Origin of the sequence: Ruthenibacterium intestinale, assembly GCF_040096265.1 — a bacterium.
Taxonomy (GTDB): Bacteria; Bacillota; Clostridia; order Oscillospirales; family Ruminococcaceae; genus Ruthenibacterium; species Ruthenibacterium komagatae.
On the sequence record NZ_JBBMFA010000082.1, the window covers coordinates 24,790 to 44,559 of the forward strand.

17 protein-coding genes and 1 riboswitch are annotated in these 19,770 nt (G+C 60.2%); of the genes, 10 read left to right on the plus strand and 7 right to left on the minus strand.

The window, feature by feature from the left end; translation table 11 throughout:
* Positions 1–46: 46 nt before the first annotated feature.
* The 3 genes from WMO24_RS06910 to WMO24_RS06920 all read right to left on the minus strand — a co-directional run bounded on the left by WMO24_RS06910 (position 47) and on the right by WMO24_RS06920 (position 3,141).
* Positions 47–1,411 (minus strand): NCS2 family permease, encoded by a 1,365-nt coding sequence (locus WMO24_RS06910; protein ID WP_349215606.1) that lies wholly within the window; start codon positions 1,409–1,411, stop codon positions 47–49.
* A 110-nt stretch (positions 1,412–1,521) separates the two neighbouring features.
* Positions 1,522–1,623: riboswitch (purine riboswitch) on the minus strand.
* 140 nt (positions 1,624–1,763) lie between these two features.
* Entirely contained in the window at positions 1,764–2,660 is an 897-nt protein-coding gene (locus tag WMO24_RS06915; RefSeq protein WP_349215608.1) for an SPFH domain-containing protein, read from the minus strand.
* 34 nt (positions 2,661–2,694) lie between these two features.
* On the minus strand, positions 2,695–3,141 hold the full coding sequence (locus WMO24_RS06920) for an NfeD family protein (protein ID WP_349215609.1): 447 nt from the start codon (positions 3,139–3,141) through the stop codon (positions 2,695–2,697).
* A 329-nt stretch (positions 3,142–3,470) separates the two neighbouring features.
* Between WMO24_RS06920 and WMO24_RS06925 the strand changes: the two genes are divergently transcribed.
* Positions 3,471–4,805: a zinc ribbon domain-containing protein gene (locus tag WMO24_RS06925; RefSeq protein WP_349215611.1), complete on the plus strand. Its 1,335-nt coding sequence runs from the start codon at positions 3,471–3,473 to the stop codon at positions 4,803–4,805.
* A gap of 87 nt (positions 4,806–4,892) precedes the next feature.
* On the opposite strand, the gene WMO24_RS06930 is transcribed toward WMO24_RS06925, so the two are convergent.
* Positions 4,893–6,707: a glycoside hydrolase family 13 protein gene (locus WMO24_RS06930; RefSeq protein WP_349215612.1), complete on the minus strand. Its 1,815-nt coding sequence runs from the start codon at positions 6,705–6,707 to the stop codon at positions 4,893–4,895.
* 89 nt (positions 6,708–6,796) lie between these two features.
* Complete coding sequence (locus WMO24_RS06935; protein WP_349215613.1) at positions 6,797–9,211, minus strand: glycogen/starch/alpha-glucan phosphorylase; 2,415 nt, start codon at positions 9,209–9,211, stop codon at positions 6,797–6,799.
* A 235-nt stretch (positions 9,212–9,446) separates the two neighbouring features.
* Between WMO24_RS06935 and WMO24_RS06940 the strand changes: the two genes are divergently transcribed.
* From WMO24_RS06940 to WMO24_RS06975, 8 genes are all read left to right on the plus strand, one after another.
* Positions 9,447–9,788, plus strand: a complete 342-nt coding sequence (locus tag WMO24_RS06940; RefSeq protein ID WP_349215614.1) for a cell division protein ZapA — start codon at positions 9,447–9,449, stop codon at positions 9,786–9,788.
* Entirely contained in the window at positions 9,788–11,836 is a 2,049-nt protein-coding gene (locus WMO24_RS06945; protein ID WP_349215616.1) for a U32 family peptidase, read from the plus strand. Before WMO24_RS06940 ends, WMO24_RS06945 begins: the two co-directional genes overlap by 1 nt.
* Before the next feature lie 22 nt (positions 11,837–11,858).
* On the plus strand, positions 11,859–12,302 hold the full coding sequence (gene dut, locus WMO24_RS06950; protein ID WP_349215617.1) for a dUTP diphosphatase: 444 nt from the start codon (positions 11,859–11,861) through the stop codon (positions 12,300–12,302).
* Positions 12,303–12,317: 15 nt separating this feature from the next.
* The gene (locus WMO24_RS06955; RefSeq protein WP_349215619.1) at positions 12,318–12,584 is read left to right on the plus strand and encodes a DUF4321 domain-containing protein; all 267 of its coding nucleotides are present in this window, start codon (positions 12,318–12,320) and stop codon (positions 12,582–12,584) included.
* 13 nt (positions 12,585–12,597) lie between these two features.
* Positions 12,598–13,185 carry a Maf family protein gene (locus WMO24_RS06960; protein WP_349215620.1) on the plus strand — a complete coding sequence of 196 codons (588 nt, stop codon included), beginning with the start codon at positions 12,598–12,600 and terminating at the stop codon, positions 13,183–13,185.
* Positions 13,186–13,305: 120 nt separating this feature from the next.
* Positions 13,306–14,037: a nucleotide-binding protein gene (locus WMO24_RS06965; RefSeq protein ID WP_349215621.1), complete on the plus strand. Its 732-nt coding sequence runs from the start codon at positions 13,306–13,308 to the stop codon at positions 14,035–14,037.
* 36 nt (positions 14,038–14,073) lie between these two features.
* Positions 14,074–14,475, plus strand: a complete 402-nt coding sequence (locus WMO24_RS06970; RefSeq protein ID WP_349215622.1) for a methylglyoxal synthase — start codon at positions 14,074–14,076, stop codon at positions 14,473–14,475.
* Between the two features lie 125 nt (positions 14,476–14,600).
* Positions 14,601–15,269: a hypothetical protein gene (locus tag WMO24_RS06975; protein ID WP_349215623.1), complete on the plus strand. Its 669-nt coding sequence runs from the start codon at positions 14,601–14,603 to the stop codon at positions 15,267–15,269.
* A 59-nt stretch (positions 15,270–15,328) separates the two neighbouring features.
* Here the strand turns inward: WMO24_RS06975 and WMO24_RS06980 are convergent, their stop codons facing one another.
* Complete coding sequence (locus WMO24_RS06980) at positions 15,329–16,015, minus strand: peptidoglycan-binding domain-containing protein (protein ID WP_349215624.1); 687 nt, start codon at positions 16,013–16,015, stop codon at positions 15,329–15,331.
* Between the two features lie 3 nt (positions 16,016–16,018).
* Complete coding sequence (locus WMO24_RS06985; protein ID WP_349215625.1) at positions 16,019–18,658, minus strand: peptidoglycan-binding protein; 2,640 nt, start codon at positions 18,656–18,658, stop codon at positions 16,019–16,021.
* A gap of 199 nt (positions 18,659–18,857) precedes the next feature.
* Between WMO24_RS06985 and WMO24_RS06990 the strand changes: the two genes are divergently transcribed.
* Positions 18,858–19,739: an aldose 1-epimerase family protein gene (locus WMO24_RS06990; protein ID WP_349215626.1), complete on the plus strand. Its 882-nt coding sequence runs from the start codon at positions 18,858–18,860 to the stop codon at positions 19,737–19,739.
* Positions 19,740–19,770 lie beyond the last annotated feature (31 nt).

Sequence of the window (19,770 nt, forward strand, 5' to 3'; positions counted from 1 at the left end):
AAAAGGCGCCCGGCCAAAAGGCCGGACGCCGGAAAACGCCCAAAACTCAGCTGGAAACACCCAGGATGATGGTCACGATGCGCAGCACGAACAGCGCGCCCACGATCCACATAACCGGATGAATGTCCTTGATTTTGCCGCGGACCACTTTCAGCACCAGCCAGGCCAGAACGCCGAACATGATGCCGTTGGCGATGGAGTAGGTGAAGGGCATCATGATAATGGCCACAAACGCACCCAGAACATCGGCCGTGTCGCCCTCGAACTTCACCTTGGAAACGCTGCTCATCATCAGCATGCCCACGATCACCAGCGCCGGAGCGGTGGCAAAGCCGGGGATGGCCAGGAAGATGGGAGCCAGGAAGATGGACAGAATGAACAGAACCGCAGTGGTCAGCGCGGTCAGACCGGTGCGGCCGCCCTCGGCCACGCCGGCGGAAGATTCCACGTAGCTGGTAACGGTGGAGGTGCCCATGCAGGCGCCGGCCACGGTGCCGATGGCGTCGGACATCAGAGCGCGGCCCACGCGGGGCAGCTTGCCCTCTTTGTCCAGCATGTCGCCCTTGGCGGCCACGCCGATCAGGGTGCCGACGGTGTCAAACAGGTCCACGAACAGGAACGCGAACACGATGACCGCGAAGTCCACCACGTTGGAAGCCACATAGCTGAAATCGAACTTGAAGGCGATCTCGCCCATGCCCGCGAAGCCGGCCATAAAGCTGTTGTTGGCAAAGTCGGGCAGAACGGAAACGCCGGTGTACCAGCCGGACAGCTGAGCGAAGATGCCCAGGATCCAGGTGATCAGGATGCCCCACAGGATGGCGCCCTTGATGTTGTAATACAGCATGATGCCGATGAGGGCGATGCCGATCAGAGCCAGCGCCACGCTGGCGTCGCCCACATTGCCCAGAGCAACCAGGGTGCTCTCGTTGGCAACGATGACGCCCGCGCCCTTCAGGCCCACGATGGAGATGAACAGGCCGATGCCGGCGGTGATGCCGTATTTCAGGTTTTCAGGGATGGAGTTCACCAGCGTCTCGCGGAATTTGAACGCGGACAGGATGATGAAGATGATGCCTTCCACCAGGATGGCGGTCAAAGCGATGCGCCAGGGGTCCTCAAAACCCTGTGCGGACAGGCTGCCGCAAACAGTGTAGGCGAAATAGGCGTTCAGGCCCATGCCGGAAGCCAGCGCGATGGGGTAGTTGGCCCAGAAAGCCATGATGACGGTGGCAAACGCAGCAGAGAGCGCCGTGGCCACAAACACGCCCGCCGTGTTCATGCCGGCCGCGCCCAGCATGCTGGGGTTGACAGCCAGAATGTAGGCCATCGCAAGGAAGGTGGTGATACCGGCGATGATTTCGGTCTTCACCGTGGTACCATGTTCTTTCAGACGAAAGAATTTTTCCATGATTGTTCCTCCTGTAAAAAGAAAAAATAGATCGTATATCGAAAGGGGACACGCCCCGTTTCGCAAAAAGAAGGCGCGGGCCTCTCACCGGGACCCGCGCCTTCGAAACGGCATAACAACGCCGCTTCGATAGCCGGGTGATTTACGGCCGCCCGCTAGAAACTGCCGGCCCCTATCGCCGGCGATATATCGAAGTCAATTGTGAACAATTTATGAAAAATACACTTTTATTCTACCGAATCCCATTCGGTTTGGCAATGCACGTTTGCTACAATTTTTCGCTGTACAAGGCGCGCGAAAACAGACGAAAAAGCAAAGCCAGACCGGCGTGCCGGTCTGGCTTTTGGAAAAATCAGCGTTTCGTTTCGTCCATGGTCATCATTTCCTTGGCGCTGGCCACAAGGCCGGCCAGGTTCTGCAGCTCGCTGGGCACGATCAGCTTGGTTGCTTTGCCGTCGGCCACTTTCTGCAGCGCCTCCAGGCTTTTCAGCGTCAGCACCTTCTGAGAGGGATCGGCCTCGTTGAGCATCTTGATGGAGTCGGCCAGGGCCTTCTGCACCGTCATCAGAGCCTCGGCCTCGCCCTGCGCCTCACGGATGCGCTGCTCGCGCACAGCGTCGGCCCGCAGGATGGCACTTTCTTTTTCGCCTTCGGCCACCAGAATGGCGCTGCGTTTTTCGCCTTCGGCGCGCAGAATGCTCTCGCGGCGCTCGCGCTCGGCCTTCATCTGTTTCTCCATGGAATCCTGAATTTCAGAGGGAGGCATGATGTTCTTGACTTCCACGCGGTTGACCTTGATGCCCCACTTGTCCGTGGCTTCGTCCAGAATGGCGGTGATCTTGGTGTTGATGATGTCGCGGCTGGTCAGGGTGTGGTCCAGCTCCATTTCACCGATGATGTTGCGCAGCGTGGTGGCGCACAGGTTTTCAATGGCGGCCAGCGGGCGCTCGATGTTGTAGGTGAACAGCTTGGAGTCCGTGATCTGGAAGAAGATGACCGTGTCGATCTGCATGGTCACGTTGTCCCGGGTGATAACGGGCTGAGGCGGAAAATCCACCACCTGCTCTTTCAAAGAGACCTTTTTGGCCACCCGGTCCATGAAGGGAATCAGAAATTTGACGCCTGCGTCCCAGGTGGTTTTGTACCGGCCCAGGTGCTCCACCACGTACTGGTAGGACTGGGGAACGATGCGGATGTTCATAATGAGCAGAACGATGATGAGAACGATCAGAATCAGAATGATGGGCATACAGTATTCCTCCTTTTAAATGAGATCCTTATTGTTATACGGCGGCGGTGCCGGGCATGGGTTCCACCGTCAGTGTGGCGCCGTCCACAGAGATCACGGTGCACAGCTGCCCTTTTTCCAGGGCAACCGAGGACCTGGCGGTCCAGTCCACGCCGTCCAGACGGGCGCGGCCCGGCTGGTTGGGGGTCACGGGTTCAATGATGGTGGCGGTGCGCCCCACGTTCAGGTCTGCGTTGGTGGGCACGGGCCGCGCGTTGCGGCGTTTTTTCATCAAAGGCCAGCTGACGGCCAGCGCCGCGCCGCTGACCAGGACAAACACAAAGAACTGGGCCAGAAACGATGATGTGAACAGAGAGGCGATCAGCGCGGCCACGGCACCCAGCACGAACCAGATGCTCACCAGGGCCACGGTCACGGCCTCCAGCACGCCGAACACAATGGCCAGGCCGAGCCAAAGAAGCGACAGGGGGGAAAAAACCATACGAATCCTCTTCCTTTCTGCCGCGTTGTGCGCGGCGTTTTCCTGCGTTGCAGGTTACTCGACTGCGTCGCTGCCGAAGTTTGTCGACAGCCTTATTGTACCAAATGCGGCGCGAAAACACAAAGCTCAAAAAATCCCTTTTTAGGCCCTGTTTGGCGGAAAACGGCATTTTTTTGAGTACAACCCCCTCAATCAACGCCGGGATATGTGCGGCGTGACCGGGCGAGCCGGGGCGTTTTGCGCACCCGTTTATCCATATGCGCCGCCGTTTCTTGCAAACACCCGGCACCAACGCTATAATGAAAGAAAAACAATGAGGAGGACGGCGTATGGTTTGCCGGAATTGTGGGAGAGAGCTTCCTCAGGGGGCGTTGTTCTGCCCCCGCTGCGGGGCGCGGACGGATGCGCCGGTGTATTCCGTGGCGGATGTGCCGGACCCGTATTACGCACGCGAGTTTGCGTCCATCGCGGCCGGAAATCCCGGCCGGTTCAATTTTGCAGCCTTTTTCCTGGGACCGTTTCATGCGCTGTATCGGGGCTTTTTCAGCTGTTTCTGGAAATTGTACTTTCCGCTGCTGCTGGTGCAGTGTGTGGGCGAACTGTTCGCCTGCCTGTATGCGGGCAACATTGCGCTGTCCCAGCTGAACACCGGAGGCACAGGAACCCTTTTCGGTCCGCCGGTGCTGGTGTCCTGGCTGTTCAGTGTGGTGTGCGGCGTGTGGGGGCTGACCGTCGCCATTTACAACGGTGCGACCTTTAACCGCCGTTACTGCGCTTATGTGCAGGGGGACGCCACCCGCAAACCCCATGTGGGCGCGCTGATCGGGCTGATCGCGGGCTATCTGGTCTGGATTGTGGCTTTGGTGGCGCTGATTTTCAGCATGGCGTTCCGCGCGTTTCAAACCAGCTCCGACTGGGACCTGCCCGAGTGGGATGACTACAACTCCTATTACGAGGACGAATGGGCAGGCGATGAATTCTACAACGGTTCCTACGGCAGCCAGGTGGATGACATTTTCCAGCAGTATCTGGATTACGATCAGGCTTATATCAACGGCTACCTGCTGGAAGCCGAGCGCACCGGCAGCTATCTGGAGCAGTTCCAGCGGGCGCATATGTTCTACAGCGATGAGATCCCCGTGTATCAGGCGATGTCTGCCGGGTTCGACCAGCTGAGCGTGACCGAGGACGTGGTGGAAAACGAAGAGCTGGGTGTGGACGCTTATCTGGACATCACCGCTGTGCTGGGGGACACCACCTTTCAGCTGACCGTGCAGCAGTGGGACAGCTACGTCTGGTTTGTAGGCCAGAGCTGCTACCTCACAGATTCGCCGGACGATGTCTATTACATGAGCGTGGAAGAATTGGAATCGGTTCTGGCCTATTGCTACGAACAGGTGGACGGATCGGACACCTCTTCCATGGCCCGGGCCGTGCGCGGCAGCTGGAGCGAGGAAAACGGCTCCACCTTTAAAATCACCGCGGACACGCTGGCCGGTGAGTACTACGGTCTGGGTACCATGATCGACGGAAAGGTACAGGGCTGGAATACGGACGGCGGCTATGTGCTGATGAGCGTGGATGAAAGCGGCGAGAACCTGACGCTGGAATACTACGATGCCGAGGGAAATCTGACGCAGACCAAACAGTGCGCACGGGCCTGAGGCCGGCTGTCAAAATATAAATAAAAAACGCCGTTCGGAAGAACTTTTCCGAACGGCGTTTTGTTTTGCATTTTTTAAGAAAGAAGGTCAGAGCGTGCGGGTGATGGCCGCAAAGTCGTAAGGGTTCACGGTCACGGTCTGGTCCAGCAGGCGGGTAGTCAGCGTGCTGGCGGTGCGGTTCAGGCACACCGCTGCCACGGCGGAAGCGCCCCGGCGCTCAAACTCCAGCACGCCGTCCTCCGCGCGCAGAAGATGAAAGTCGCCGTCCGCGAAGGCGGAGCAGTTTTTGCGAAGCGCGGCCAGCCGCTTCAGCGCCGGCCGAATGCGGGTCTCGGTGCTGTCCCAGTCGAAAAAGGCACGGTTGAAGGGATCTTTGTATCCCTGCATGCCGATCTCGTCTCCGTAGTAGATGCTGGGAATGCCCGGCAGCGTGAAAATCAGCGCGTAGCCCATCACCAGCATGCGGCGGCCCCGTTCGTACTGGTCGGGGGTCAGGCGGCGGCCGCTCTGCCAATAGCGGTCCCGGCCCTCGCAGCTTTCACCGGCCAGTGCCGTAATGGCGCGCACCGTGTCGTGCGTGGACAGAAAGTTCATGGCGGCATTCAGAGCGGGCGCGGGGTAGTTTTCGCAGATGCGCACGATGCGGTCCGCGATGCCGCGGGTGTCTTCGCCCTTCACAAAGCCCAGCGCGGCCTCTTTGAAGGGGTAGTTCATCACGCCGTCCAGCCCTTTGCCCAGCAGATAGGTGCGGCGGCGGCCGTAACTCCATTTGTTGGTGGCGTCCTCCCACACTTCCCCCAGCAGATATTTGTCCTCGCCGTGGCGCTTGACCGCCCGGCGGATCTCCACGATGAAATCGTCCGGCAGCTCATCCGCCACGTCCAGGCGGAAGCCGGAGGCGCCCAGGTCCATCCAGTAGTCGATCACGCCGCCCTTGCCGCAGATGAAGCTGCGGTAGGCGGGGTCGTGCTCGTTCACCTCGGGCAGCGTCTCAAAGCCCCACCAGGACCGGTAGCCGCACTTGTAGGAGGGGGAAAAGTCATACCAGGAGCGGAAGGGACTGCCCTCGCCCTGCCACGCGCCGAAGGAATTGTACCGGCATTCCCGGTTGAAATAGATGGAATCGGAACCGGTGTGGCTGAACACGCCGTCCAGAATGATGCCGATACCGTGGCGCTTTGCCTCCCAGCACAACTCCTCAAAGGCCTCGTTGGTGCCCAGCAGCGGGTCGATCTTCCGGTAATCGGCGGTGTTGTACCGGTGGTTGGAATGGGCCTCAAACACCGGGTTCAGATACACAAGCGTCACGCCCAGCTCTTCCAGATAGGGCAGCTTTTGGCGAATGCCCTCCAAATCGCCGCCGAAGTAGTCCTTGTTCAGGTAACCGTCCGCCTGCTCGGTGGGCCAGAAATAGGGCTCGCCGTGTTTGTTGGGCCGGTAGATGCGGTCCGCAAAGGGCATCACCTTGTTTTTTACGCCCTCGCAGAACCGGTCGGGAAAAATCTGGTACATTACACCGCCGGCCACCGCCCGGGGCGTTTCGAAATCCGCCTCGAACACGGTCAGCTGATAGCTCTCTCCGGTGCCGGTGGTCATGGTGCACTCACCCAGGGGGCCGCGGTACAGTTTGCGGTATCCGGTGTACAAATCGAAGTAGTAGAAATACAGCCCGGCCTCGCCGAAGGCCAGCGCGCAGGAAAACAGGTCCCGGCCGTCGCGGGTCTGCTCTTTGCTCAGCGGCTGCATCACCGGCTCACCGCCGTCCCGATTCCAGATCAGGTACGGGGTGGTGCAGCCGTATTCGCAGGGCACGGCCAGCCGGAACGTGACGGTCTGACCGGCACGCACGGCTCCGTAGGGGGTTTTGTAAAAGCTGTCCTGGCTGTTGTAAATCGACGTCATACGATGAAGTGGCTCCCTTTTGGATTTTGTCGCCGCAGACAACTGCCGCACACGGGGCGCGTGTGCGGCAGAACGTTTCCGGCAGTGTTTTATTTAACGGGTTTCGCGTGCCAGATGTTGCGCGCGTAGTCGTAGATGGAACGGTCGGCCGAGAAGATGCCGCTGTTGGCGATGTTCATCAGGCTCATGCGGTTCCAGGTCTCCCGGTCGTTGTACAGGCGGGTCACGTCCTTCTGTGCCCGCAGGTAGTCGGCAAAGTCTGCCATGACCATGTACGGGTCCGAAGTGCGCAGGTTGGATGAGATCTCATGGAAGCTGTCGCCGTTCCAGCCGCGCTCCAAAAAGTCCAGCACTTCCGCGGCCTGCGGGCAGGCGTTGATGAAGCTGGAGGGGTGATAGCCGAAGGCTTTCAGCTCGTTGACCTCCGGGGTCAGCATACCGAAGATGATCTCGTTTTCCTTGCCGGCCGCCTGGGCGATCTCCACGTTGGCGCCGTCCAGGGTGCCCAGGGTCACAGCGCCGTTCAGCATGAACTTCATGTTGCCGGTGCCGGAGGCCTCAGTGCCGGCCAGACTGATCTGCTCGGACACCTCGCTGGCGGGCATCAGCCGCTCGCTGGTGGTCACGCAGTAGTCCTGAAGATAGACCACACGCAGCTTTTCGCGCACGGTGGGGTCCGCGTCGATCAGCGCGCCCAGCTTGCAGATCAGGCGGATCATCTGTTTGGCCATGTAATAGCCCGGCGCGGCCTTGGCGCCGAAGATGTAGGTTTTGGGCGTAAAGTCGGCGTTGGGGTTGTTTTTCAGGTACAGGTACTGGGCCGCGATGTTCAGCGCGTTCAGGTGCTGGCGCTTGTACTCATGCATGCGCTTGACCTGCACGTCGAAGATGCTGTGGGGGTCGATCACCTGCCCGGTCACTTTTTCCAGATGCTGGGCGAAAATCACCTTGTTCTGATCCTTGACCTGGCCCAGTTTCTCCAGAACGGTCTTGTCCTTGGCGAAAGCCGCAAAATCCTTCAGCTTGCTGGCGTCCTTTTTGAATCCGTCGCCGATGGTCTCGCTCAGCAGGTTGGTCAGGCCCGGGTTGGAGGCCAGCAGCCAGCGGCGGTAGGCAATGCCGTTGGTCACGTTGGTGAACTTCTTGGGCGCATACAGGTAGTAGTCGTGGAACACGCTCTGCTTGATGATCTCGCTGTGCAGCTTGGAAACACCGTTGATGGTGTGGCACACATAGCAGCAGATGTTGGCCATGCGCACCTGGTTGTCACCCAGAATGGCCATGTAGTTGATTTTGCCCCAGTCGTCGTGGAACACCTGCTGCAGGTCCGCGCGGCAGCGGCGGTCCATTTCCTCGCAGATCTGATAGATGCGGGGCAGGGTCTTTTTGAAGATGTCGATGTTCCACTTCTCCAGCGCCTCGCTCATCACGGTGTGGTTGGTGTAGGCGAAGGTGCGGCGGGTGATGTCAAAGGCGTGCTCCCAGGTGAAGCCGCACTCGTCCAGCAGAATGCGCATCAGCTCGGGAATGGCCAGGGTGGGATGAGTATCGTTGATATGAATGGCGATCTGGTCGGGCAGATTGTCCAGCGTGGCGTACTGGGACAGGTGGTTCTTCACAATGTCGCCGATGGATGCGGCGCTGAGGAAATACTGCTGGCGCAGACGCAGGATCTTGCCTTCCACATGGTTGTCGTTGGGGTACAGCACCTTGCTGATCAGCTCGGCGTTGGCGCTTTTGTTGATGGCGTTGCCGTACTGGCCGGCGTTGAAGCTGCTCATGTCAAAGCCGGGGGATTTGGCCTTCCACAGACGCAGCTGAGACACGCCCTTGGAATCATAGCCCGCCACATACATGTCGTAGGGCACGGCGATGACGCTGGAATAGTTCTTGTGGGTCACGCTGTGATAGGTGCCCTCCCAGCTCTCTTCGATCTCGCCGTCGAACTTGACTTCCACCGCCTGGTCAGGATGGCTCTTCAGCCAGACGCTGCCGCCGGGCAGCCAGTTGTCGGCGTGCTCTTCCTGCCAGCCGTCCACGATCTTCTGCTTGAAGATGCCGTACTCGTACAGGATGGAATAACCCGTGCCGGGAATGCAGTCCGTGGCAAGACCGTCCAGATAGCAGGCGGCCAGGCGGCCCAGACCGCCGTTGCCCAGGCCGGCGTCCGGCTCCTGGTCATAGATGTTTTCCAGTTTGATGTCGTGCTTTTTCAAAACGGCCTCCGCCGCCTCGTTCAGCCCCAGGTTGAACAGGCTGGTCTTCAGGCTGCGGCCCATCAGAAACTCCATGCACAGATAGTACACCTGTTTGCTGCCGGTGCCGTAAGTGCGGGCCATAAACTCCTTGCGCTTGCGGCTGAGCATGCCGCGCACGATCAGGGCAAGAGCACGGTACAGCTGCTCGTCGGTGGCAGAGGCAATGTCAATGGCGAATTCGCTGAAAAGCTTATCCTCCAGCATCTTTTCAAAAGACTTGGCGGTGATCTTGGTCTCCAACTTCATCTACTCCCACTTTGTATAATTTCAAAAAAATCATCGTTTGAGTGCATCAAAGCACTTTTATTATAGTATTTTAGACGGCCGGATTCAATAAAAACACTTTTTTTATGACCTTTTTTCAAAAATCCACTTTTTATCTTTGAAGATTTCGTATATAATAGGGAAGAAACGACGGCAGAATGGGCGAGGTGTCCCCATTGGCCGCCCGACTACTTATTTTTAGAAAAGGGGTTTTCACATGCCTGCCAATAAAATCAAATTGGAGATCTGCGGTTCGAGCTATGTGATCGCTACCACTGATACGGAGGAATACGTCTTAAGTCTTGCGGAAAAACTGGACGCCGACATGAACCAGATGATGGTCAACAACCCGACGGCCTCCGTGGCGACGGCCGCGGTCATCACCGCTTTGGGATATTTGGACGAATTGAAAAAAAGCACCAGCGGCGCCGACAACATGCGCGCCCAGATCAAGGACTATCTGGAGGACGCGGCCAAGGCCAAGCTGGCAGCCGAAGAGGCGCGGCGTGAGGTGGAGCGCCTGCGCCGTGAGCTGGGCTACTTGAAAGAGCAGAAGTAATGCCGTTTCAGAGGAACAACCGGCCTGAGATTCTGGCGCCTGCCGGCAATGCCGACATGCTCCGCGCGGCAGTGTGCGCGGGAGCGGACGCTGTGTATCTCGGGCTGTTGCATTTTAACGCCCGCCGGTCCGCCGGCAACTTTTCCGCCGCAGCCTTGTGCGAGGCCGCGGCTTTTTGTCATGCCCGAAATGTGAAAGTATACGTCACGCTGAACACCACCCTGTATCCCGCCGAGCTGCCCGGCCTGGAGCAGGCTGTGCGGGACGTGGCCGCCGCCGGGGCCGATGCGCTAATCGTGCAGGACCTGGCCGTGGCGCAGCTGGCAAAGCGGGTGGCGCCGGGTCTGGCGCTGCACGGCTCCACTCAGATGAGCGTGCACAGCCTGGCCGGTGCGCTTCAGCTGCGGGACATGGGCTTTTCCCGGGTCATTCTCTCCCGGGAGCTGACGCTGGAGGAGATCCGCCACATCGCCGCAGAATGCGGCATTGAGGTGGAATGTTTTGTCCACGGCGCTTTGTGCATGAGCGTCAGCGGTCAGTGTTATATGAGCGCTTTCCTGGGCGGCCGCTCCGGCAACCGGGGCGCCTGCGCGGGCCCCTGCCGCCTTCCGTTCAGCGCCGGGCAGCCCGGGGCGTGCCATCTCAGCCTCAAGGATATGAGTCACATCGCTCACCTTCCGGCCATGGCACAGGCGGGCGTGGCCAGCGCGAAGATTGAAGGCCGTCTGCGCACGCCCGAGTATGTGGCCGCCGCTGTCAACGCCTGCGTGCAGGCACGGGACGGACAGGCCTATGACAAAGAATTACTACAAGATGTATTTTCTCGCTCCGGGTTTACAGATGGTTATCTCATCGGACGCCGGGACGGACAGATGTTCGGGGTGCGTACTGCTGAGGATGCGGCCGCAGCCCGGCAGGCCATTCCCCGTCTGCGGGAGCTGTTCCGCAGAGAACGTTCCTCTGTGCCGGTGCACCTGCGGCTGACACTGGAAGAGGACGGGGCCCGGCTGACCGTTCGGGACGAGGACGGTCATGTGGTGGAGAAAAAAGGAAACACACCGCCTGTCCCGGCACAGAAAGATCCGGCCGAGGCCTATCGCCGCGCGCTGGAAAAAACCGGCGGCAAACCTTTTTATGCCGCGGAAATGGAACTGGAAAACGCCGGGGCCTTTGTGCCCGCGGGCGAAGTGAACGGGCTGCGCCGGGACGCGCTGGAGCAGCTTCTTCAGATGCGGCAGGCGCCGTGCCCGCTGCCCTGCACGCAGGAGCACGTGTCGGTGCAGCCGCCGCGCCCGGCGGACAGCCGGGGGCTGGTGCTGCGGCTGGAGAGCACCGGGCAGCTGCCGGATGCGCTGCCGGAGCAGGTGGCGTGGATTTCCGTGCCGCTGGACCAGTGGCAGCAGGTGCCGGAGCCGCTGCGCGCAAAAACCTGGCTGGAGATTCCCCGGGTGCTGTTCGGCCCGGCGGAAGAGCGGGCGGCCCGGCAGCTGCAGGCTTGTGCGGAGCAGGGATTTGCCGGCTGTGTGGCGCAGAATATCGCCCATTTCCGCCTTGCACAGGGAATGCCTGTGGCGGGCGGCTTCGGGCTGAATGTGACCAACCAGCTGGCGGCCCGGGCCTATGAGGCTTTGGGGGCGCAGGCCCTGACGCTCAGTCCGGAACTGACCGCGTCGGAGATGGCGCGGGCCGGAGGCGACCGGCCGCGGATGGCGTTGGCCTATGGCCACATGCCGCTGATGCTCACGCGGGCCTGCCCGCTGCACAATGTGCACACCTGTGCGGGCTGCTCGCGCAAAGGGGAGCTGGAAGACCGCAAGGGCGTCCGCTTCCCGGTGCGCTGTTCTGGTCCGGACGGCGCGCGCACGGTGTACAACCCCGTGCCCATTTATATGGGAGATAAGCCCGGCGCGCTGCCGGTGGAGTGGGAAGTTCTCTACTTTACCACGGAAGAGCCGGAACGGGTGCGCCAGGTGCTGGATTTGTTCTGCAGCCGTCGCCCCTTTGATGGGGCCTTCACCCGGGGACTGTACTTCAAGGGTACGCAGTAACGCCGGAGAAAAGGAGAGGAAAATGGTTTTAAAGTTAAAAAAAGTGCGTCCGGGCGCTGTTCTTCCCGGAAGAGCTACTCCGGGAAGCGCCGCGGTGGACTTGCGTGCCGTGTGCGGGGACGAGGGCGTGCACCTGGAACCTCTGGGCCGTGCCGTCATTCCCACGGGCATCGCCATCGAACTGCCCGGCCCCGAGACCGTGGCGCTGGTCTTTGCCCGCAGCGGCCTGGCTGTGCGGGAGGGCCTGGCGCTTTCCAACGGTGTGGGCGTCATTGATTCCGATTATCGGGGCGAGATCTGCGTGGGGCTGGTCAACCTGTCGGACAAGCCGTACACGGTGCAGAACGGCGAGCGCATTGCACAGCTGGCCGTGATGCCTGTTCTGATCCCGCAGATGCTGGAAGTGGAGCAGCTGGGCGAGACACAGCGGGGCCAGGGCGGCTTCGGCTCCACGGGAAAACAGTAAAAGGGGAGACAAACAATGAAGTTGAAACGCACGTTTCTGTTGTGGTTTTTCATTTTGGCGGGGATCGTGCTGGGCGCCATGCTGGCGGCGGTGTGTAAAAACGTGTCGTTTTTGAGCTGGCTGTCCTATTATCAGTCCATCGGGTTTAATGCCGACGCGCCCTTTGTGCTGGACCTGTCCGTCATCAAGCTGTCCTTTGGTTTCTCCATGGGCATCAGCGTTGCGCAGATCTTTACCATTGCGGCGGCCATTTTCCTTTACAATAAGACCAATCTGCGCTGAGGAGGGACCGTGGATGAAGCTTGTGCTGGCTTCGGCCTCGCCCCGGCGGCGGGAACTGATGGCGCTGGCCGCACCCGCGTATGAGGTGTGCGTCAGCGATGTGGACGAAAGCGCGCTGACCGCGCCGGACCCGGCCGCCCTGGCGCAGGTGCTGGCCGATGCAAAATGCGCGGCGGCCGCGGCTTTGCGCCCCGGTGATGTGGTGGTGGGCTGCGACACGGTGGTGGATGTGGACGGCCAGGTGCTGGGCAAACCCCGGGACCGGGAAGACGCCCGCCGCATGCTGGACAGCCTCAGCGGCCGGACGCATCGGGTGCACACGGGGGTGTGCATTCAGGCACCGGGCGAGCAGCGGCGTTTCTGCGTCACCACCGAGGTGGAATTCTGGCCGCTGGATGCGGCTGAGCGGGATGCCTATCTGGACAGCGGCGAGCCTTACGACAAGGCGGGCGGATACGGCATCCAGGGCGGCGCGGCCAAATTTGTGCGCGGCATTCGGGGCTGCTACTTCAATGTGGTGGGGCTGCCGGTGTCTCAGGTGCACCGCGCTTTGCGGAGTATGGCCTGCTGGCAGGCCCTCGGGTTTGACGAATCCGATTGAATTTGTATGATTTTGTGTGAAGTGCTGAAAAAAAGTGTTGTGCAGTTCTCTTTTTTGTGATATGCTGTAAAAGTAGGCATGATAGGAGGTACTGTCACTTCTTGTCATGGAGGGGAAAGCATGGGTGCGAGAGTCATCATGGTGGCGTCCGGCAAAGGCGGTACCGGAAAAAGCACTGTGGCGGTGCTCACTGCCGGCCGGCTGGCTGCCCGCGGGCGGCGGGTGCTGCTGGTGGAACTGGACTCCGGCCTGCGCAGCGTGGACTATATTGCAGGGGTGTACGGCAAAACGGTCTACGATGTGGAAGATGTATTCTCCGGGCGGTGCGCCGCAGGCAAGGCCATTGTGGAAAGCCCGCTGTATCCGGATCTGTATGTGATCTCTGCGCCCTATTCGGGCGGCCGCGTGCGCGCCGCGGCACTGCAGGTTTTTGCAGAGCGCGCAAAACCGGTGTTTGACGATATCGTGCTGGACACGGCCGCAGGCATGGGCGCGCCTTTTGAGGCAGCCGCCGCTGTGGCGGACCGTGCGCTGCTGGTCATTACGCCCGACCCCGTTGCTCTGCGGGACGGGCACATTGTTTGTGATGCGCTGGCGGCCGGCGGGCTTCAGGATATCCGGCTGGTCATCAACCGGGTGCCGCCCCGGCTGGACGGGTGCGGCATACGCGATTTGGACGAGTGCATCGACACCGTGGGCGCGCAGCTGATCGGCGTGGTGCCCGAGAGTGCCGAGGTGCGTGCCGCAGGGGCAACGGGAACAGCCCTTGCACAGAAAAGTACGGCTTACCGCGTGTTTGACGCCATTGCAGCGCGTCTTTGCGGCGAGCAGGTTCCCTTGATCGTGCGTTGACGTTTTCCACTATACATTCAGAGGGGATTGATCCACATGAACATTGCACTGATCGCACATGATGCGAAAAAAGAACTGATGGTCCAGTTCTGCATTGCGTACTGCCCGGTGCTGGCGCAGCATAATCTGACGGCGACGGGCACCACAGGCAAACTGGTCAGCGAAGCTACAGGTCTGCCCATTCAGCGCTGCCTGTCCGGCACGCACGGAGGCGACCAGCAGATTGCGGCGCGCATTGCCTGCAACGAGATTGACCTGCTGTTGTTTTTCCGTGACCCGATCACGGCAAAGCCTCATGAACCAAACGAGATGAACCTTCTGCGCCTGTGTGATGTGCACAACATCCCCATGGCGACCAACATCGCCACGGCAGAGGTTTTGATCCATGGTCTGGAGCGCGGCGATCTGGATTGGCGCAACATTGTCAATCCCCGTTGATCGTTTTAAAAAGGGAAAGTATGCGGTTGTGCCCTGTCCGTCGGGACAGGGCTTTTTTGTGAAGAAATTGCTTTTTCAGACCGTCCGTGTTACACTGAAACAAAGAATGGGGAGAGGTGAGAAACATGAAGTGTCCGGTTTGCTGCGAGAATTTTTCAGGGGAGCGGTGCCCGCATTGCGGCATGCGCATCAGCGGGTCACAGCAGCCGTTGTTCTCCGGTGAGGATGCCGGCCCGGTGGTTCGAAACGGAAAGGTTTCGCTGGCCGCGCTGGAGCGCAGGCAGGAGTCCGGCCGCAGAACCCGGCGGGTGCTGCTGACGATCGTAGGCGTTTTTGTGGTGATCGTGCTTCTCAGTTTCCTTCCTCTGCTTTTGAATACAGCTTCGCCGGTGCCGGAACCGGTGCGGGCGGAAGACCAGGCAGACGCCTGGATCACAAACCTGGAACTGGATCTGGAGCAGTGGGCGCAGGACTCCGGCAAAAATGCGATTTTCTTCTACATGGAAGATCCGGAGTGCATCAACGGCGTGCTGGATCAGGAAGGTCTGCTGCACCTGGCCGAGCAGGCGGCTGCGGGGGATACCGATGCGCTGGCGGCCTGGTACGAAGCGGAAGATCTGTGCCGGAATTTCTACGACGAGTGCCGGGTACAGCTGGACGGTATGGGGCAGGCGGAGCTGCCGCTGACGGCCTGGCTGGCGGATGCGGACAGCGGAGAATTGCTGCTGGGCGTGGATTCGTACGACATTTGGTACAGCTATTACGAGGAACTTTTGAACGAACCGGTGGAATGAGAACGGAAAAAGAACGACCCCGGACGCAATCTGCGTCCGGGGCTGTTTTTCTTTGCCGGTCAGTCGATGACCGTCCGGGTGCGGCCGATGCCCACCACGGCAGCGGTCAGCTTTTTCCAGGACTGGCAGCCGCAGATGCCGTCGGCCGTCAGCCCTACAGCGCGCTGGAAGCCTTTCAGGGCGTTTTCGGTATTGGCGCCGAAAATGCCGTCCAGCGTGCGCGTGGAATATCCCAGGGCGTTCAGACCGTCCTGCAAAATCAGCACGTAGGTGTTGCGGCTGCCCCGGCGTACGGTGGGGTAGCCTGCGGTGGTGCCCGAACAGGCGGGCTTGCCGTACCGGCGGTCAAAATGGACCCAGCGGGGGGTCATGCTCAGCGGTTCCACATAGCCCCAGGCGCCGGTGGCCACCGCGGTGTTGTAAATTTTCTGGCGCTCGGCGCTGGACACATTCTGGCCCACGTCGAAGCTTACGCCGGCATAATGCTGGCTGGCCGTGCCGTGGCCGCCTTCCCAGATGCGCTTGAAGGCGTAGCCGATGTAAATGCCCTTGCCGTAGCTGCGCCGGGTCAGGTTCCATGCCTCCATGGCCGTGGTGGTGGTCCACAGCGTGGGGCTGTTGGACGAGCCGCGGAACTCACGCACACGCATGGTGTTGCCGTAGGCGTAGGGCATGGCGTCGTTTTCCGACAGGTTGTAAATCAGAAATTTGTTGTTGTACGCGTCATAGACAAAGATTTTGGCCATGGTTCATTCCTCCATCAAATAATAGTCGTAAATGGTGTCCCAGGTCAGGCGGTCCACAAGCCCCGTGACCGGCAGGCCGAACCCTTTCTGGAACTCCTTGACGGCGTTGTAGGTGGTTTCGCCCACAATGCCGTTTTCCGGCACAAACCAGCCGGCGCAGAACCGGGACGCGATCTCGTTCATGAACTGCTGCAGCTCCAGCACGGCGGAACCGGCGCTGCCGAAGGCCAGCACGTAGCCCGGATATTCGCCCACGGGGCGGTCCACACCGGTGGGGTCGGCCGCCAGGCTGAGATAAATGATCACCATGGTGTTCCAGGTGGTCTCATCCATCACGCCGGTCTGCGGCAGGCTGAACTCCTGCTGGAAACTGCGCACCGAGGCGGCGGTCTCGGGGCCGTAGACGCCGGTCAGCCCGTCAATGGGCAGGATGGGGTCATAGAATACGCCGATATATGCCAGCATGAACTGTACAAATTTGACAATCTCGCCCTGGGACCCCTCCTGCAGATCATAGCCGGGATAGGCCAGCACACGCAGGTTCAGCATGGGGCCGTCCACGTTGCGCAGGGTGGTGAAGCGCTGGTAGATGCTGTCCCAGGTGGCACGGCCCACAATGCCGTCCACCGTCAGGCCAAACAGCTGCTGATAGGCGCGCACGGCTTTTTCTGTGGCAGCGCCGAAAACGCCGTCGTAAGCGATGACGGGAATCTCGGGGAAATAGGCGCTGAGCAGATACAGATAATACTGCACTTCCTTGACCGCCCGCCCGGTGCTGCCCACGCGCAGCGGCGTGCCGGGATACACGCCCGGCCGCTGGTCCGAAGTCAGCAGGCCATTGATCAAATCGGTGTACACTTCATAGATTTTGTTCCAGGTCAGCGGCCCCACCACGCCGTCCACGGACAGACCATAGGCGCTCTGGAAGGCGCGCACAGCCGCCTGGGTGGCCGCACCGAAGATGCCGTCCGCATTGATGGACGGGATGTTTTTGTTGGACCGGGCGATGATGCGCAGATAGAACTGCATCTGTTTGACCTCATTGCCGCGAGACCCTGTGCGCAGCGGTGTGCCGGGATACTGGCCGGGCTGCGTTACGCCCGGAGGCGCGACATCCTCCTGAATGGACCGGTACTCCCCGTACAGGGTGTCCCAGGTGGCGCGGCCCACAATGCCGTCCACGGTCAGACCGTAGTGCGTCTGGAAGGCGCGCACGGCCGCCTGGGTGGCCGCGCCGAAGATGCCGTCCACATTTACCTTGGGAATGCTGGGCACATAGTCGGCGACCGTGTTCAGCCAGAACTGTACCTGTTCCACCGTATCACCGGTGCTGCCCACGCGCAGCGTACCGGGGAAGGTGCCGCTGACCAGACCGCCGGTGGGCTGTTCGCCTTCGCTGGTCAGTTCCGCCAGCTTTTTCACCGCCACGTAAATGTAGCTGATCTGGTACCAGGTGCTGCGGCCCACCACGCCGTCCTGCGTCAGACCGAACTGCTTTTGAAATTTTTTCACCACATCTGCGGTGCTTTGACCGTATACGCCGTCCACTTCCAGGGTGCCGAAGGATGGATAGTCCTTGGAAATGCGGTTCAGCTGCCGCTGGATCGTGCGCACGGTGTCGCCGGTGGAGCCGATGCGCAGGGGCGTGCCGGGATAGCTTTCGGGAATGTCGGCAATGTTGTCGGTGCGCACGATCTCCAGATTGTTGCCGTAGTAATATTTCAAAATTTCCAAAGCGGTTTTGCCGCTTTCCGCCAGGGTCACGGTGCCCCACTGTTTCATGCCGCGGCATGTGACGGATTTTCCGTCGCAGTACTCGGTGAAATAGGGGTCGATGGTGCCGGGGCGCCGCACGTACGTGTTGAAAATTTCATCCACAATGCGGTCCATGGGCTCAAAGATGTCCCGGCCGTGCACATAGTACTGGTCGTAGCTGGTGGAGTTGGTGATCTGGAAATTGTATCCCTTGCTTTTGTACCATTCGGTAAAGACGCGGTTCAGCGCCAGGCTGATTTGAGCGTGGATGTTGGCGCGCAGCGCCTGTTCCGGCCAGGTGGGATAGATCTCGCTGGAGGCCACGTTTTTGATGTAGTCCCGGAAAGATACGGTCACGTTCTGGGCGCTGGCGGCAGGCCGGCCCAGGTGAACGGTGATCTTGTTGGGGATGACCGGGGTGGACAAGACCCGCGCGCGGCACTCCGTGATGGGGCTCTGACCCGACGAAGGACCGCCCGCGAACAGCTTGTGAACGGGGACGAGCGTGTCCTCCAGCGGTTCGGTGAGCAGGCGTGCGCCGTTCTGGTCCACCGAGGGAATCATATCCAGCGGCTGAAGACTGGTGATGGTGTCGAAAATCTGCACGCCTTTCACATCCACGGGAAGATAGCCCTGCTTTTCCGCGTGAATGTCGCAGGTGGCATAGGGAAGCGTTGTACTCTGCGGTTCCAGCGAGAGCGCTTTGGGCGGGCAGGAAATGGAAATCGCCTGGCTCAGGGCGGTGGAACCGGTGGAAAGCTGGGTTCGGGTGCCGTCGGAAAAGGTGACGGTCACCTGAACGTCCGGGACGGGATACGCCTCGGAAGCGGTGTAGCTTCGGAACTGGAGCATCCCGGTGCCGGTGTTTTGAATGGTGGCTTGCTCCATAAAAAAACTCCTTTCTGAAACGGGCGGCAAAGGGCGGAAGGGCAGCGCCCGGACGTGTCGCCCGAAATCGTCGCGGAGGCCCTGTACCTCAACCTATTCCGAAATTTGTCTGCCTGACACTGGCGCGGCCTCTTCCTTTTTCGGCGTTTTTGCGCTATACTGAAACAAATACGAAAAAGCTTGCATACAGGAGGCTTTTATGGAATTTATTTTGGAAAATGAAAATTTGCGCGTAACGGTGGAAAGCCACGGGGCGGAGCTTGTCAGCGTGGTGAACAAGCAGACCGGCGCGGAAATGCTCTGGCAGGCGGACCCTGCTGTCTGGGCGCGGCATGCGCCGGTCCTCTTCCCTTACTGCGGGCGCCTGAAGGACGGGGCGTTCACCTGCAAGGGCGTTCGGTATGAGGGTGGCCAGCACGGCTTTGCCCGGGACATGGAGCACACTCTGCGTCAGCAGGACGCGGACAGTGTCACCCTGTGTCTGGAAGCCAATGCCCTGACCATGAAGAAGTTTCCCTTCGCGTTCCAGTTCATCACCACGTACACGCTTGAGGGAAACACTGTTTCCCACCGCGTAGAGGTCATCAACGACAGCGATGAAGTCATGCCTTTTGGACTGGGATTCCACCCGGCGTTCCTGTGCCCCTTTGAAGAGGGAAAGGCCACCGGCGATTATGTGCTGCGGTTTGATGCGCCCCAGTCGCCTGTGGTGGTGGAGACCGGAGAGAAGGACGGCCTTGTGACCGGTCAGCGCCGTCCGCTGTTCCAGAACCAGACCGACATTCCCCTGACCGATACGCTGTTTGCTCATGACAGCATCTGCATGACGCAGCTGACCGCCCGCACGCTCTCCCTGGTGGAAAAGGCCACGGACCGCAGCGTGGATGTTCAGATCGAGGGATTCCCCTATGTGCTGGTCTGGAGCGTGCCCGGCCCGGTGAAGTTTGTGTGCATCGAGCCCTGGCACTCGCTGCCCGATGCCCGGGATACCGACGGCCGCTGGGAGGACAAGCCCGCCGCCGCCCGGCTGAATCCGGGTCAGCGGTTTGCCACAACCCTGAAGATGCGCTTCAACCGATAAACAAGAAACGCGCCCTGTTCCCGCGGGAACA